This is a genomic window from Ornithinibacillus halophilus, from assembly GCF_900129485.1.
In the GTDB taxonomy this organism is placed as follows: domain Bacteria; phylum Bacillota; class Bacilli; order Bacillales; family Amphibacillaceae; genus Ornithinibacillus; species Ornithinibacillus halophilus.
Genome location: NZ_FQVW01000032.1, coordinates 1 through 15,917 on the forward strand (window position 1 = coordinate 1; position 15,917 = coordinate 15,917).

The 15,917-nt window shown below is 35.2% G+C and carries 19 protein-coding genes and 1 riboswitch; of the genes, 17 read left to right on the top strand and 2 right to left on the bottom strand.

Features of this window, described 5'->3' with window-relative positions; all coding sequences use genetic code 11:
* Positions 1–525: 525 nt before the first annotated feature.
* Positions 526–861: a hypothetical protein gene (locus BUB12_RS12105; protein ID WP_072891183.1), complete on the bottom strand. Its 336-nt coding sequence runs from the start codon at positions 859–861 to the stop codon at positions 526–528.
* A gap of 72 nt (positions 862–933) precedes the next feature.
* Entirely contained in the window at positions 934–1,455 is a 522-nt protein-coding gene (locus BUB12_RS12110) for a VanZ family protein (RefSeq protein ID WP_072891184.1), read from the bottom strand.
* A 153-nt stretch (positions 1,456–1,608) separates the two neighbouring features.
* On the opposite strand from BUB12_RS12110, the gene BUB12_RS12115 reads away from it, so the two are divergent.
* The 17 genes from BUB12_RS12115 to BUB12_RS12190 all read left to right on the top strand — a co-directional run bounded on the left by BUB12_RS12115 (position 1,609) and on the right by BUB12_RS12190 (position 15,892).
* A complete protein-coding gene (locus tag BUB12_RS12115; RefSeq protein WP_072891185.1) occupies positions 1,609–1,971 on the top strand; it encodes an arsenate reductase family protein in 363 nt (120 codons plus the stop codon).
* 69 nt (positions 1,972–2,040) lie between these two features.
* Positions 2,041–2,424, top strand: a complete 384-nt coding sequence (gene gcvH, locus BUB12_RS12120; RefSeq protein WP_072891186.1) for a glycine cleavage system protein GcvH — start codon at positions 2,041–2,043, stop codon at positions 2,422–2,424.
* Between the two features lie 75 nt (positions 2,425–2,499).
* Positions 2,500–2,856 carry a toprim domain-containing protein gene (locus BUB12_RS12125; protein ID WP_072891187.1) on the top strand — a complete coding sequence of 119 codons (357 nt, stop codon included), beginning with the start codon at positions 2,500–2,502 and terminating at the stop codon, positions 2,854–2,856.
* Between the two features lie 29 nt (positions 2,857–2,885).
* A complete protein-coding gene (locus tag BUB12_RS12130; RefSeq protein ID WP_072891188.1) occupies positions 2,886–3,197 on the top strand; it encodes a thioredoxin family protein in 312 nt (103 codons plus the stop codon).
* Positions 3,198–3,334: 137 nt separating this feature from the next.
* A riboswitch (SAM riboswitch) is annotated at positions 3,335–3,447 on the top strand.
* Positions 3,448–3,554: 107 nt separating this feature from the next.
* Positions 3,555–4,580, top strand: a complete 1,026-nt coding sequence (locus BUB12_RS12135; protein WP_072891189.1) for a methionine ABC transporter ATP-binding protein — start codon at positions 3,555–3,557, stop codon at positions 4,578–4,580.
* A complete protein-coding gene (locus tag BUB12_RS12140; RefSeq protein WP_072891190.1) occupies positions 4,570–5,238 on the top strand; it encodes a methionine ABC transporter permease in 669 nt (222 codons plus the stop codon). Before BUB12_RS12135 ends, BUB12_RS12140 begins: the two co-directional genes overlap by 11 nt.
* A gap of 214 nt (positions 5,239–5,452) precedes the next feature.
* Positions 5,453–6,292 (top strand): MetQ/NlpA family ABC transporter substrate-binding protein, encoded by an 840-nt coding sequence (locus tag BUB12_RS12145; RefSeq protein ID WP_072891191.1) that lies wholly within the window; start codon positions 5,453–5,455, stop codon positions 6,290–6,292.
* A gap of 152 nt (positions 6,293–6,444) precedes the next feature.
* Positions 6,445–7,224 (top strand): class I SAM-dependent methyltransferase, encoded by a 780-nt coding sequence (locus BUB12_RS12150; protein WP_072891192.1) that lies wholly within the window; start codon positions 6,445–6,447, stop codon positions 7,222–7,224.
* A 261-nt stretch (positions 7,225–7,485) separates the two neighbouring features.
* Positions 7,486–7,638, top strand: coding sequence for a YuzK family famiily protein (locus BUB12_RS17725; protein WP_234982698.1), 153 nt, complete (start codon positions 7,486–7,488; stop codon positions 7,636–7,638).
* Positions 7,639–7,939: 301 nt separating this feature from the next.
* Positions 7,940–8,725: a Fe-S cluster assembly ATPase SufC gene (gene sufC, locus BUB12_RS12155; protein WP_072891193.1), complete on the top strand. Its 786-nt coding sequence runs from the start codon at positions 7,940–7,942 to the stop codon at positions 8,723–8,725.
* 15 nt (positions 8,726–8,740) lie between these two features.
* Positions 8,741–10,051, top strand: coding sequence for a Fe-S cluster assembly protein SufD (sufD, locus tag BUB12_RS12160; RefSeq protein WP_072891194.1), 1,311 nt, complete (start codon positions 8,741–8,743; stop codon positions 10,049–10,051).
* A complete protein-coding gene (locus tag BUB12_RS12165) occupies positions 10,051–11,271 on the top strand; it encodes a cysteine desulfurase (RefSeq protein WP_072891195.1) in 1,221 nt (406 codons plus the stop codon). Before sufD ends, BUB12_RS12165 begins: the two co-directional genes overlap by 1 nt.
* The gene (gene sufU, locus BUB12_RS12170; RefSeq protein WP_072891196.1) at positions 11,261–11,689 is read left to right on the top strand and encodes a Fe-S cluster assembly sulfur transfer protein SufU; all 429 of its coding nucleotides are present in this window, start codon (positions 11,261–11,263) and stop codon (positions 11,687–11,689) included. Before BUB12_RS12165 ends, sufU begins: the two co-directional genes overlap by 11 nt.
* Before the next feature lie 38 nt (positions 11,690–11,727).
* A complete protein-coding gene (gene sufB, locus BUB12_RS12175) occupies positions 11,728–13,125 on the top strand; it encodes a Fe-S cluster assembly protein SufB (RefSeq protein ID WP_072891197.1) in 1,398 nt (465 codons plus the stop codon).
* Positions 13,126–13,300: 175 nt separating this feature from the next.
* Positions 13,301–14,119, top strand: a complete 819-nt coding sequence (locus tag BUB12_RS12180; RefSeq protein ID WP_072891198.1) for a sulfite exporter TauE/SafE family protein — start codon at positions 13,301–13,303, stop codon at positions 14,117–14,119.
* 12 nt (positions 14,120–14,131) lie between these two features.
* Entirely contained in the window at positions 14,132–15,535 is a 1,404-nt protein-coding gene (locus BUB12_RS12185; RefSeq protein WP_072891199.1) for a bifunctional metallophosphatase/5'-nucleotidase, read from the top strand.
* 54 nt (positions 15,536–15,589) lie between these two features.
* On the top strand, positions 15,590–15,892 hold the full coding sequence (locus BUB12_RS12190; protein ID WP_072891200.1) for a YunC family protein: 303 nt from the start codon (positions 15,590–15,592) through the stop codon (positions 15,890–15,892).
* Positions 15,893–15,917: the final 25 nt, after the last annotated feature.

Consider the following 15,917-nt stretch of genomic DNA (forward strand, 5'->3'; position numbering starts at 1 on the left):
TAGTTTAATAATAATAAAGAAAAATGCTCGGGGCTGGTTTTCCCTGAGCATTTTTTTGTTACTCGATGTCCTATTGAAGGAAAAGAAGGGTGAAAAGGTAAACGAGAGCCGATCTCGATGCCGGAAGGAGGGGAAAAGTGCTAGCTACGGTAAACGAGAGCCGATCTCGATGCCGGAAGGAGGGGAAAAGTGCTAGCTACGGTAATCGATAAGCCATCTCGATGCCGGAAGGAGGGAAAAAGTGCTAGCTACGGTAATCGATAAGCCATCTCGATGCCGGAAGGAGAGGAAAAGTGCTAGCTACGGTAATCGATAGCCCATCTCGATGCCGGAAGGAGGGGAAAAGTGCTAGCTACGGTAATCGATAAGCCATCTCGATGCCGGAAGGAGGGAAAAAGTGCTAGCTATGGTAATCGATAAGCCATCTCGATGCCGTAAGGAGAGGAAAAGTGCTAGCTACGGTAATCGATAGTCCACTAGCAACATAATGGTCATAAAAATTCCCCCTGTTTTTTTAACAGAGGGTTAATTTTTTGTCGCAACATGATCATCTGGCCCGAATTGTCTAGGTAGGTTTTCTACCCGATCCATAATAGCCGCAACATCGTAATTATTAAGATTTAATTTTGAAATGAATTCATACATAAGACTATCTTTTTCATAAATTTGGTCTTCTAAATATTGTATCCGGTCTTCTTTTTGTTTTAACTTTTTCTCAAATAATAGAAATTGTTCATTCATATCTGTCTCTAATTCTTCAATTGTTGTTACTAATTGTACATTTCGGTCCTTAGTAGAAAATACGTTAAACATAAAAACAAATAGTAATAATGTCAGTAGCAAGATGGTGTATTTTTTCATAATACCGACCTACTTCCTGGTTCAATTTACTTATTACTATTATAGATTAATTAGAAAATTTTAAAAAGTATTTTAAAGTAGAATTAATAATTTAATTAAAATGTAACCTAGCACTACTCCAATTGTATTTAATAGAAGGTCATCGACATCAAAGCTTCTAGCCAACAGACCTAAAGAGGAAAGAATTAATTGAGAGAATTCAATGAATAAAGTACAAGTGAACCCTATTAGAATTACATGCCTCAATTTAATGGATGAATACAATAGTACAGCAAATATCCCAATAGGTATAAAAACAACTATATTACCGACCAAATTTATCATTGGAATAGCAACATCACCATCAAATGCTATATAACGGTTGATCGTTTCAAATGGGATTAAATTAATAGAAACTCCATCTGCTGTCTGGCCGGGTGACGGGAAAATAGTTAAGTACAGTAAGCTTTCCGCGTATGCAATTAATAACAAATAAACAATTTCTTTAAAAAGTTTATAACTTCCTGTCTTGGACAAATACAGAATTCTAACTGGTATGTAAATAATATATGAAACTATAATAAGTAAAATTGGGATCTCATTGATATATGACATGGTTACTCCTCTTTTAAGACAAGTATTTATCTAACATTACTACTTCTACTAAAATAAGTGTATTATTTTTATATAATTCAATCAATAAGATAGATGATAATGTATTAATTTTTAACAAAAATCATGGTAAACTAACAAATAAGGAGGGATAAAATGGCACTTACTTTTTATTGGTATCCAAACTGTGGAACATGTAAAAAAGCGAAGAAATGGTTTGAAGAGCATAACGTTGATTTTCAAAGCATACATATTGTGGAAGAGACACCAACCAAAGATGAACTAATTGATTTAATTTCAAAAAGTGAATTACCTGCTAAAAAGTTTTTCAATACAAGTGGTAAAAAATATCGTGAGTTGAATATAAAGGAAAAAATTAAGGATGCATCCACTGAAGAAATGGCAGATATTCTTGCTTCTGATGGGATGTTAATTAAGCGCCCAATTGTGACGGATGGCTCGAAGGTAACCGTTGGATTTAAAGAGGATCAATTTGAAGAAATGTGGTTAAAAAATTAAGGTGTAATACTAGAAATAAAAGCTTGTACGATGTATAGTAAATTTATATGAACTATAGGAGGGATTGCAATGAGCTTACCAAAAGATTTGTTGTATTCAGAAGAACACGAATGGGTGAAAAAAGAAGACGGCAAAGTTCGTATTGGTATTACTGATTTTGCACAAGATGAGTTAGGGGATATTGTGTTTGTAGAGCTACCAGAAGTTGGAGAAGAAATCGAAGCTGACGAGCCATTTGGTAGTGTTGAATCTGTAAAAACTGTATCTGAGCTTTATGCACCAATAAGTGGTAAAATTGTCGAAGTAAATGAAGAGCTAGAAGATAGTCCTGAACTAGTTAATGAATCTCCATATGAGAGTGCATGGATGATCGTAGTTGAGCCTTCTGATGAGTCAGAATTTGATAATTTACTTTCTGCTGAGGCGTATAAAGAAGTAACTGAAGAAGACTAATATGGACAACTATAAAGGCTGACTCTTATTTGGAGAGTCAGCCTTCTTTAAATTATACCTGAGGTGTTATAGCATATGGATAATACTAATGTTAATAAAGTGATTATCGTGGAAGGTTTGACGGATAAAAAGCAAATAGAGAAAGTAATCAATGAAGAGGTTACTATCATTTGTACTAATGGAACATTAGGAGTAGAAAAACTAGATGAATTACTTGATACGTATGATTTATATAACAAGGATGTATATATATTAGTAGATGAAGACAAGTCAGGTAAAAAACTCCGCAAACAATTATCAAACGAACTACCACATGCTGAACATATCTACGTTAGTAGTGAATATAGAGAAGTCGCAACAACACCTGTGAATTTCTTGGCAACTGCTTTGGTAAGTAAACGAATCTCTGTAGACCCTCTCTTTTTATTATAAATAGCTGATGAAGTAATAAGGGTGATTTTTTGATAACAATAGATGAAACTAAACTAAAGGATTCCAATTATTTATTATATATTCATACCCCATTTTGTGGTACGTGTCATGTAGCACGTGGCATGTTACAACAAATTGAAGATACTCACAAAGAAGAGATATTTTATGAAATGAATGCCTCATTGTATCCAGAATTTATGCAAGAACATAAAATAGAGAGTGTTCCTTGTTTATTAGTGAAGAATAAAGACGAGATAAAAGAAAAAGTATACGCTTTTCAATCAATCCCTAATATTTATCGATACTTATTAGATTATCGTCCAGATTTATTTAATAGATAAAGTAGTTTAAGTAGGATTCCGGACTAGTGATTATCAAAGAGTTGTTGACCATGAAATAAACTTTTGAAAAAAAGGTTGACACTTAATTAGAACGGTGCTAATATTGGATTTATTAATTTAAATTGAATACTATCAAACTCTTATCCAGAGTGGTGGAGGGAAAGGCCCTACGAAACCACGGCAACCTACAAACATTTATGTTTGGAAAGGTGCCAAATCCTGCGAAGCGTTATGCTTTGAAAGATGAGAGAACGTGAGATATATATTAAAACGTCTTTCTGTTCTCTTATACAGAAAGACGTTTTTTTTGGTGTTAGAGGACATAATAAAAATGTTGAAAGTAAGGAGGTAGCTTGCATGATATCCATTAAAGGATTGAATAAAGTTTTTAAAACAAGGGATAAATCAATTACTGCAGTTGATCATATAACACTTGATATTCCTGATGGAGAAATATTTGGAGTGATTGGATATAGTGGTGCTGGAAAAAGTACGTTTGTACGTTTAATCAATCGATTGGAAGAACCAACGGATGGAACAATAAACATAGATAACCAGGAAATTACATCCTTAACAAAAAAGGAACTTCGGGTGGCTAGACAGGAAATAGGAATGATTTTTCAGCATTTTAACCTGTTATGGTCAAGAACAGTAAAAGACAATATTGCTTTTCCACTCGAAATAGCAGGTACTCCTAAGGATAAACGTGACAAGAGAGTGCAGGAATTGATTGATTTAGTAGGTTTGTCTGGTAGGGAGAATGCATATCCGTCTCAATTAAGTGGGGGACAAAAACAGCGTGTTGGAATAGCGAGGGCTTTAGCCAATAATCCAAAAGTATTACTCTGTGATGAAGCAACTTCTGCACTTGATCCTGAGACAACGAACTCAATCCTGGATTTGTTAGTTGATATTAATGAGAGATTAGGATTAACCATTATTTTAATTACCCATGAGATGCATGTTATTCGTAAAATATGTAACCGTGTAGCCGTTATGGAAAATGGAAATATCGTGGAACAAGGTGATGTTCTGGATGTTTTCCTAAAGCCTCAACAACCAGTAACAAAGAAATTTGTGGAACAAGTGATGGGGAGTCAGGAAGATGACTCTGAATTATCATTCGATAACTATAAAAATGGCGAATTAATTCGACTGCATTTTGTAGGTGAGTCTGCTAATCAAGCATTAATTAGTAAGATATCGAAACAATTTGAAGTTGAAGTTAATATCCTTCAAGGGAAGATTACACAAACGAAACGTGGTTCTTATGGAACGTTGACTGTACAAATCCTTGGGGATCCGAAAGTTTTAAATGAGACGATTCAATACATTAATGAAGAAACCTCAATAGAAGTGGAGGTTATCCATCATGCTAACTGATTTATTTCCTAACTTAAAGATGGAAGACTTGATTGAAGCAACGTATGAAACATTTTACATGACGATTATTGCACTAGTGGGAACGTTTATATTTGGGGTCCTTTTAGGACTATTACTTTACTTAACAGTTAAAGGTGGTATTTGGGAAAATAAGTTTATAAATGCGATCGTTGCTAGTTTTGTAAATGTGTTCCGAGCAATTCCTTTTATTATATTGATCTTATTACTATTCCCATTTACCGATTTTATCGTAGGTACCATTCGAGGACCAAATGCAGCATTACCAGCACTAATCATTGGAGCGGCCCCATTTTATGGTCGACTGGTCGAAATTGCTTTAAAAGAAGTGGATAAAGGCGTAGTAGAAGCAGCCCACTCCATGGGGGCAAAGACTCGAACGATTATTTTTAAGGTGTTACTTCCAGAATCGATGCCAGCACTAATCTCGGGACTTACTGTAACAGCTATTGCTTTAATTGGCTATACAGCGATGGCAGGAGTAATTGGTGCCGGTGGCTTAGGAAACTATGCTCACTATTATGGGTTTATGCGACGAGATTTCGATGTAGTCTTGGTTTGTACCATCGTAATTGTGATTATCGTATTTATCTTCCAATTTATTGGCGACTTTATATCAAATCGTTTAGACAAAAGGTAAATTTTAATTAGTTAAAAACGGCAAAGCCGATTTTATAGAAAAAAAGTATAAAATTTCAGAGATGTCTAGCTCCAGCGCCTACCCCCTCGAGGTCTTAAGTCAATCCTCATCACGGGCAAAGATCGCCACGCCGAGGCTCGGCTTAAGCTATGCCTGAGGCTGACCAAGGCGCTTGCGCTTTTCTTAATAAAAACAAACAGAGGAGAGATTATTCATGAAGAAAGTTTTAGGATTTATTTCATTATTAGTAGTTCTTGTTCTAGCGGCTTGTGGAGGAGCAGATTCCTCAAATGGTAACAACAATGAAGAAGAGGATCGTACACTTGTTATTGGTGCATCAAGTATCCCACATGCAGAGATTTTAGAAGAAGCGAAGCCTTTATTAGAGGAAAAAGGAATTACGCTTGAAATTGAAGAATATGAAGACTATGTTCTTCCGAATGATGATTTAGAAAATGGGGATTTAGATGCAAACTATTTCCAACATATCCCTTATTTAGAACAAACAGTTGCAGATACTGGCTATGAATTAGATTATATCGATGGTATCCATGTAGAACCAATGGGAGTATATTCTCAATCGATTACTAGCATTGATGAAATTCCAAATGGTACAGAAGTCATTTTAAGTAATTCAGTTGCTGACCATGCACGTATTTTATCTTTATTTGAAGCTCAAGGATTAATTACATTAGATGATTCTGTTGACAAAGGTGCAGCTGAAATTGATGATATTGTGGAAAATCCAAAAGAATTAGAATTTTCACCTGATGTAGTTCCAGAGTTATTGCCAGAGATTTATTTCTCAGAAGAAAATTCACTTGTTGTAATTAATACAAACTATGCAATAGGTGCAGATTTAAACCCACTAGAAGATGCATTATTCATTGAAGGATCTGACTCAGAATATGTGAATGTAATTGCAGTTCGTGCGGAAGACAAAGATGATGAAGACTTAAATACATTAGTAGAAGTGTTACAATCAGAGGATATTCAAAACTTCATCGTTGAAAATTATGAAGGTGCTGTTGTTCCTGTTGGTGGAGATCAATAATAAATAGTTACTTAATCCTTGCAACTCGCGCAGATTCTTAAATGAAGAAACTGTGCGAGTTTTTTGGTGGAATTAATCATCTAATATTTTGAATAATATGTTATTATAAAGCTACTAGATACTGGAATGAAAATTAGAATGGAGAAATTGAAATGGATACAACTAAACAAAATAGTAAAGCATGGGATAAAAAGGTTGAAGAGGGGTCTAGATACACACAATCTGTTAGCAGTGAAACAATTGAAAAAAGTAAGTTAGGACAATGGGGAATTACAGTTACTACCGAAAAATCAGTACCAAGGAATTGGTTTCCTGAATCCATAAAAGGATTGAAGATTCTTTGCTTAGCATCAGGTGGTGGCCAACAAGCCCCCGTTTTAGCTGCGGCTGGAGCAGATGTTACAGTGACCGATATTTCAAAAAAACAATTGGAGCAAGATGAGAAAGTAGCAAAACGTGATGGATTACATATAAAAACCGTCCAAGGTGACATGCGAGACTTAAGTAACTTTGAAGATGGATTTTTTGATATAGTCATTAATCCTGTTTCCAACTTATTCGTTAATGATGTTCGTCCAGTTTGGAATGAAGTTTCAAGAGTTATAAAGGATGAGGGTATACTAATTGCGGGATTTACTAACCCTTTACTTTGGATTTTTGATGATAATCTAGAAAGAGAGGGCATTCTCGATGTGAAGCACTCAATCCCTTCATCGACATTGGATTATTTGCCTGAAGAGGAAATTCAAGAATACATTAACTCTAATCAAACGATAGAATATGCACATACCTTGGATGATCAAATACAAGGACAAATTGATGCTGGATTTGTCATTGCAGGATTTTATGAGGATGATTTTGGTGGTACACGTATACTAGATAAATATATTAAGACATTTATTGCAACAAAAGCAATCAAGTTAAAAGTATAAGTTGAGTGCGAATAACTTGAAGATTTTACTCTGTTTTTAGCAAATGTATAGTAAATGGAGGTTATTAGCAGAAAAAGGCTAAATTTTTATAGGATTGATTGCTATGTTAAATTCAGAAGGTTAAATACGAATTCATTCTTTCAAGACAGTTCAAATGGATTTTGGTGTCCACGGTGTCCGTGTGTTACTCTAGTTACTGTCAAATAAAAGAAAGGATGATTCACTATTAATAGTGACCTCAAAATGAATTACACTCCGGAGATGGAGAAGGCGATGCATAAGTCGCACAAGATTGGTTATGAAGAGTACGGAAGAAGATTAGAAAAGCGTATGTTAGTAGAAAAAAGACGACATAAAGAATATGAAAAATGTAAATACATGGCTGCCGAATTAGATAATCAGCTTCATCGATGATAATATATATAGAAAGAAAATTAAAGTTGGTACTCACTTGAGTGCCAGCTTTTTTATTTAAGGAAAATTTAGCTTTCAGAGATCTCTTTCACAGATATTTTGTTCGCTTTTCTTACTATTTTTGTATATGCAGAAATTTACATTTAGTTATGTTAGAATAGCTTTGTGAATAGGTGTGACATCTTTAATTTAAAAAGTTGATATTAAATTCGAAATGCTTTAAGATTGTAATGAGAATAAAGTGAGAATGGATGTCAATCTATTCAAGTTAAAAAATATAAAAGTATTTGGAGGTATTGATATGGCTGGATCAACGCTAGAAATTAAAGATCTTCATGTTGAAATTGAAGGTAAAGAGATATTAAAAGGTGTAAACCTTACTATAAAAGGTGGAGAGTTCCACGCAGTAATGGGACCAAACGGTACAGGTAAATCTACACTTGCTTCAGCAATTATGGGTCATCCTAAATATGAAGTAACTCAAGGTCAAATTTTACTTGATGGTGAAGATGTACTTGAAATGGAAGTTGATGAGCGTGCACGTGCTGGTCTTTTCTTGGCAATGCAATACCCAAGTGAAATTAGTGGTGTTACAACTTCTGATTTCTTACGTTCTTCTATTAATGCTCGTCGTGAAGAAGGCGATGAGATTCCATTAATGAAATTCATTAAAGAAATGGATGAAGCATTAGACTACTTAGAAATTGACAAAAACATGGCTCAAAGATACTTAAATGAAGGGTTCTCAGGTGGAGAGAAGAAACGTAATGAGATTCTTCAATTAATGTTACTTAAACCAGAAATTGCGATCCTTGATGAAATTGACTCAGGTCTAGATATCGATGCATTAAAAGTTGTTTCAAAAGGAATCAATAAATTACGTGATGAAAACTTTGGTTGCTTAATCATTACCCACTATCAACGTTTGCTTAACTACATCACTCCAGATCATGTACATGTAATGATGCAAGGTCGCGTAGTGAAATCTGGTGGACCAGAACTAGCACAACGTTTAGAAGCAGAAGGTTATGATTGGATTAAAGAAGAGTTAGGCATTGAAGACGAAACTGTAGAGCAAAATGCATAAGTAAGGAGGGGTAATATGGCTGTTGAAACAAAGCTACCATATGAAAAATCTTATATTGAAGAGTTCTCAAATAAACGTAATGAACCACAATGGATGAAAGAGCTACGCCTTCAAGCTTTAGAGCAAGCAAATTCTCTTGAAATGCCTAAACCAGATAAGACCAACATTAGTAAATGGGACTTTAGCAGTTTCAAGCATGATTTTGCACAAGGTGAGAAACTTTCATCTTTGACAGATCTACCAACAGAAATTAAAGATTTATTTGATAAAGACAATTTACCAGAGAATTTATTAATACAACGTAACCAATCGGTTGCTTATTCTGCAATTAGTAAAGAATTACAAGATAAAGGTGTCATTTTCACTGATATCTTTACTGCAATGAATGAACATGAAGATTTAGTTAAACGTTATTTCATGAAAGATGGCGTTTCAGTTGATGAACATCGTTTAACAGCGTTACATGCTGCATTAATGAATGGTGGGATCTTTGTCTATGTACCGAAAAATGTTCAAGTTGAAGTTCCACTTCAAGTTGTATTCTGGCAAGAAGACCCGGAAGCAGCATTGTTTAATCATGTATTAGTTGTTGCTGATGAAAATAGTTCATTAACATACGTTGAAAACTATATTTCTCATAATCCAGACGAAAAAACTGTAGCGAATATTGTAGCAGAAGTGATTGCACAAGATAACGCTAAAATTTCATTTGGTGCAGTTGACAATCTATCAGCTGGTACTACATCCTATGTAAATCGTCGTGGAGTCGCATATCGTGATGCTACAATTGATTGGGCATTAGGACAAATGAATGATGGAAACACTGTATTTGAAAACATTACTCATCTAGTTGGAGATAATTCACTTTCAAATGCTAAAGCAGTAACAGTTGGTCGTGGAAAACAAACAAGTAACATGACTGCTAAAATTGTTCACTTTGGTAAAAACTCAGAAGGGTATATCCTACAACACGGGGTAATGAAAGATAGTGCATCAAACGTCTTTAATGGTATTGGTAAAATTGAGCACGGTGCATCAAAATCAAATGCAGAGCAAGAATCACGTGTATTGATGTTAAGTGAAAAAGCACGTGGAGATGCGAACCCAATTCTATTAATTGATGAAGATGACGTAACAGCAGGTCATGCGGCTTCTGTCGGACGTGTAGATCCACTTCAACTTTATTATCTAATGAGTCGTGGTATTACTCAGCATGAAGCTGAACGTTTAGTTATTCACGGATTCTTAGCGCCAGTGGTAAATCAATTGCCAATTGAATCTGTTAAGAAACAATTGACACAAGTTATTGAAAGGAAGGTTAACTAATGGATGTGAAAGCCATACGGCAACAGTTTCCTATTTTAGATCAGGAAGTGAACGGACATCCTTTAGTTTACCTTGATTCATCCGCTACCTCGCAAAAACCTATTCAAGTAATCGAAGCGGTTAACGATTATTACCGACAACATAACTCGAACGTTCACCGCGGAGTGCATACGTTAGGTTCTCGTGCTACCGACTTATATGAAGGTGCTAGAGAGAAGGTACGGAGATTCATTAATGCATCTAGTACACAAGAAGTGATTTTTACACGTGGTACTACTACTGCTATAAATATCGTTGCATCTAGCTATGCTCGAGCTAACTTGAAGCCAGGTGATGAAATCGTCACTACACAGATGGAACACCATAGTAATATTATTCCTTGGCAACAAGCAGCTCGCGCAACTGGTGCAACATTAAAATTCATCCCACTTCAAGAGGATGGAACAGTTACACTTGAAGATGTTAAAAATACAATTACACCGAATACGAAAGTCGTGGCTATTGCCCATGTATCAAACGTATTAGGTACCATTCATCCGGTTAAGGAAATCACTAAAATTGCCCATGAAAATGGTGCTGTTGTAGTGGTTGATGGTGCTCAAGGTGCTCCTCATATTGAGGTTGATGTACAAGATATGGACTGTGATTTTTATGCATTCTCAGGACATAAGATGTGTGCACCAACTGGAATCGGAGTTCTATACGGAAAACGGGAACTTTTAGAAAACATGGAGCCAATTGAATTTGGTGGAGAAATGATTGACTTTGTTAATCTATATGATTCAACATGGAAAGAACTCCCGTGGAAATTTGAAGGTGGTACTCCTATTATTGCTGGGGCTGTAGGACTTGGAGCTGCCATTGACTTCCTATCAGAGATTGGTATGGATAACATTTTAGAGCATGAACAAAAATTAGCTGACTATGCAATGGAAAGAATACGTACAATAGATGGTATACAGGTATTTGGTCCAGAACACCGAGCTGCACTTGTTACGTTCAACTTAGATGATGTACATCCACATGACGTGGCAACTGCACTGGATTCATTTGGCATTGCCGTTCGAGCAGGTCATCATTGCTGTCAGCCTTTAATGAAGTGGCTTAATGTTACAGCTACAGCTCGTGCAAGCTTCTATTTATACAATACAGAAGATGATGTCGAGAAATTGGTTGATGGACTTTTGAAGACGAAGGAGTTTTTTGGTGATGTCTTTTAACAACCTTGATACACTATATAGACAGGTGATTATGGATCACTACAAAAATCCTCGTAACAGAGGAACTGTAGATGGAGATTCTTTAACAGTTGATATGAATAATCCGACTTGTGGGGATCGAATTCAATTACAGTTGCAAATAGAAGATGGTAAAGTTGTTGAAGCTAAATTTGAAGGGGAAGGTTGCTCTATAAGCATGTCTTCTGCATCAATGATGACTCAAGCAATTAAAGGAAAAACAATTGATGAAGCATTAACAATGTCAAAAACTTTTTCGGAAATGATGCTTGGTGAAGATATTGATATGGATGAAGACTTAGGAGATATTCTTTCATTACAAGGAGTTTCTAAATTCCCTGCTCGAATTAAATGCGCGACCCTAGCCTGGAAGGCAATGGAAAAAGGGGTTAAAGAATAGATCGTATTTGCCAACAAATACCTAAAGGAGGTTAAACAATGGCAAAAAATATGCCGGAAATAGAAGAGTATAAATATGGCTTTTCAGATAAAGATGTTTCGATTTTCCGTACGGAACGAGGATTAACTCGTAAAGTAGTTGAGGAAATTTCTAAAATGAAAGAAGAACCACAATGGATGCTTGATTATCGTCTAAAAGCATTAGAACATTTCTATGAGCGTCCAATGCCTCAATGGGGTGGAGACCTTTCTGAATTAGATTTTGATGAAATTGTTTATTATGTAAAACCTTCAGAGAAACAAGGTCGTACTTGGGATGAAGTACCTGAAGAGATCAAGCAAACGTTTGATAAATTAGGTATTCCTGAAGCAGAGCAAAAATATCTTGCTGGTGTTTCTGCTCAATATGAGTCTGAGGTTGTATACCACAGCTTAAAAGAAGACTTAGAAGAAATGGGTATCGTATTTAAAGATACAGATACTGCTTTAAAAGAAAATGAGGAATTATTCAAAGAATACTTTGGTAAAGTTATTCCTTATACAGATAACAAATTTGCTGCATTAAACTCAGCTGTTTGGTCTGGTGGTTCTTTCATTTACGTGCCAAAAGGAGTTCAAACTACTACTCCATTACAAGCTTACTTCCGTATTAACTCAGAGAATATGGGACAGTTTGAACGTACGTTAATCATTGTGGATGAAGGTGCATCTGTACACTATGTTGAAGGTTGTACGGCTCCTGTATACACAACTAACTCGCTACACAGTGCTGTAGTTGAAATCTTTGTTAAAAAAGATGCGTATTGCCGTTACACAACAATCCAAAACTGGGCAAACAACGTGTATAACCTAGTTACAAAACGTGCAACTTGTGATGCGAATGCAACAATGGAATGGATTGATGGTAACATCGGTTCTAAATTGACTATGAAATATCCAGCTGTAATCCTTAAAGGAGAAGGTGCACGTGGTAATACACTATCAATTGCACTTGCTGGTAAAGGGCAATTACAAGATGCTGGTGCAAAAATGCATCACTTAGCACCAAATACTTCTTCCACTATTGTTTCTAAATCTATTTCTAAACAAGGTGGTAAAGTATCTTATCGCGGAATCGTTCACTTTGGACGTAAAGCAGATGGTGCACGCTCAAACATTGAGTGTGACACATTAATTATGGATAATGAATCTACTTCAGATACAATTCCATATAATGAAGTGTACAACAACAACATTTCATTAGAGCACGAAGCAAAAGTTTCTAAAGTTTCTGAAGAACAGTTATTCTACTTAATGAGTAGAGGTTTATCTGAAGAAGAAGCAACAGAAATGATTGTAATGGGCTTCATTGAACCATTTACAAAAGAGCTTCCAATGGAATATGCTGTTGAAATGAACCGATTAATCAAGTTCGAAATGGAAGGATCTATCGGTTAATATATAAGAAAAGCGCAAAGCGGGCGCTCGGAGGTAGACATCTCCGAAAATTTATACATTCTTATCTTTTAATAAAAAACCTCAAATTAGCATTGCTGATTTGAGGTTTTTTTATAGGACAAAGAAAAAATGTTATAATAATTATGATTGAATTTAAGACAGAGGGAGAAACCTATTGGTATTTTTAATTTGTATCATAATTGGAATTTTAACAGCATTTATTGGGAGTCTAATCGGTTTGGGTGGGGGAGTAATCCTAGTTCCGAGTTTATTATTATTACATGAATTATCTTCAGATTTTTCATGGGCAACTCCACAAGCAATTGTCGGGATCTCGTTGATTACGATGATATTCACTTCTTTATCATCCTCGATTTCTTATTTTAAAAAGGGAAGAGTAGATTATAAGGCTGGATTATTATTTTTGTTTGGAAGTATACCTGGAAGTATGTTTGGATCATGGCTAAATCAGTTTATTGAAACAGATGCATTCTTATTGTATTTTGGGATATTAACGATTTTAATCTCCATGTTATTTTTCATTAAACGAAATCCACCTGCTATTCTACAAAATAGTACAGGTAAGAGTATTCGAACCTTTCATTTAGACGGGAAAACATATCGATATACTATTAATAAATGGCTTGCCTTTTTCTTGTCATTACTTGTTGGTATACTTTCAGGATTGTTTGGAATAGGTGGAGGTTCTATTATGGTTCCTGCTATGATTTTATTATTCGGTTTTCCAGTCCATATCGCAGCAGCAACCTCCATGTTTATGATCGTTTTTGTAAGTATTATCGGAGCAAGTACACATATTACATTAGGTCATATTGAGTGGGAATATGTTTTGTTCTTTTTGCCAGGAGCTTGGATTGGTGGAAAGCTAGGAGCAAAAACGAATCAACTATTAAAAGGGAATACACTAGAATGGATATTAAGAATTATCCTAGTTGTTATTGGGATACGGATGATATGGAATGGATTAACTTAAGGGGTATGAAAAATGCAAGAAAAATTATTTTTTTATTATACCAATGATTTACATAGTAATTTTGAACAATGGCCAAAAGTAGCTTCTTTTATGAAAAGTAAAAAGGCAAATCACAAAAAAGCAAATGAAAATTATTGGCTTATTGATATTGGTGATCATGTTGATCGTGTTCATCCGATTGCTGAAGCTTTTCTCGGTAAAGCGAATGTTAAATTATTAAATGAATTAGAATATGATGTTGCAACTATTGGGAATAATGAAGGGATAACTCTTTCCCACGATGAACTATTTCATTTGTATGATGACGCAACCTTTGACGTTGTGTGTGCTAATTTAAACAGCACAGAGGGTAGAAATCCTGATTGGTTACAATCTACAAAGATCGTACAATCGAAAAATGGAGTAAAAATTGGCTTTATTGGTCTAACAGCACCATTTAATGATTATTATCATTTATTAAATTGGCATGTCTCTAATCCTTATGACGTACTAGAAACATACCTAGAACAACTAAAACAAAAAACAGACATAATTGTATTGTTGTCACATTTAGGTATTACTGAAGATGAAGAAATAGCTCGAAGATATCCAGAAATTGATGTAATTATTGGAGGACATACCCACCACTTACTAAGGACTGGTAAAACGGTTAATAATACAATTCTTACAGCAGCAGGCAAGCACTGTACTTATGTAGGTGAAGTAATTTTAACTTTAGACACGGAAAAGAAGGAAATTGTCGAAAAAGAAGCGTATGCAACAAATATTGAATCTACAAATAATGACACTGAAACAGAACAGAGACTAGATAAATTACAATGCGATGCAGAAAAGGCGTTGAGTGAGGTTGTTGTCCATACGAAAGAGCCAATCGAAGTGAAGTGGTTTGAAGAAACATCCATTATGCAACATTTAACGGATACTATGCTCCAATGGACAAAAGCAGATTGTGCTTTGTTAAATGCAGGTGTGTTGGTTGAGGAGTTTCCGGTGGGAGATATTACGTATGGAGATGTACATCGTATTTGTCCACATCCTATAAATCCTTGTGTCGTAGAATTAACAGGGCGAGAATTGATGGAAGTTGTTAGATCCTCACTTACCCATGAATTTACTCATTTTAAATTAAAAGGTTTTGGATTCAGAGGGAAAGTATTAGGGAGAATGTTGTTTTCTGGATTAAAGGTTAATACCGACTTTCATGAAGATGGGCAGGAGTATGTAACAAATATTAGTTTTGACAAGGAACCAATAAATCCTGAACAAACATATACTGTAGCCACTGCAGATACGTTTACATTTGGAAGAATATTACCTGAAATTGCTCGTTCGAAATTGAAAACATACTTTTTGCCTGAATTTCTACGAGATTTATTAGTAGAAACATTAATACAGAATTACGGTAGGTCGTTGTGACACATCCCCTTCTTGATGCATACAAATAAAGTACATCAAGAAGGAGGCATTTGAATGATTACAGTGAATCCACTCGAAATTGAAGGAGTACACTTTACTGCAATACGTGTTGAACTTCCTAAAACAAATTTATTAATGATTACAAATGAGATTGGCTATATAATGTGTGCAGCTTTAGATGTAGACGTTTTAAACGAAAAGTTAGCGGATCGAGAAGTTATTGCAGGTCGAGCTATGGGTGTACGTACAATCGATGATTTATTAAATGCACCATTGCAAAAAATTACAGATGCATCAAAGGAATACGGTTGGGAAGTTGGCATGACTGGAAAAGAAGCCCTTCTAAAAATCGCTTAAATGTCTTCCATAGGAGGAAGGCATT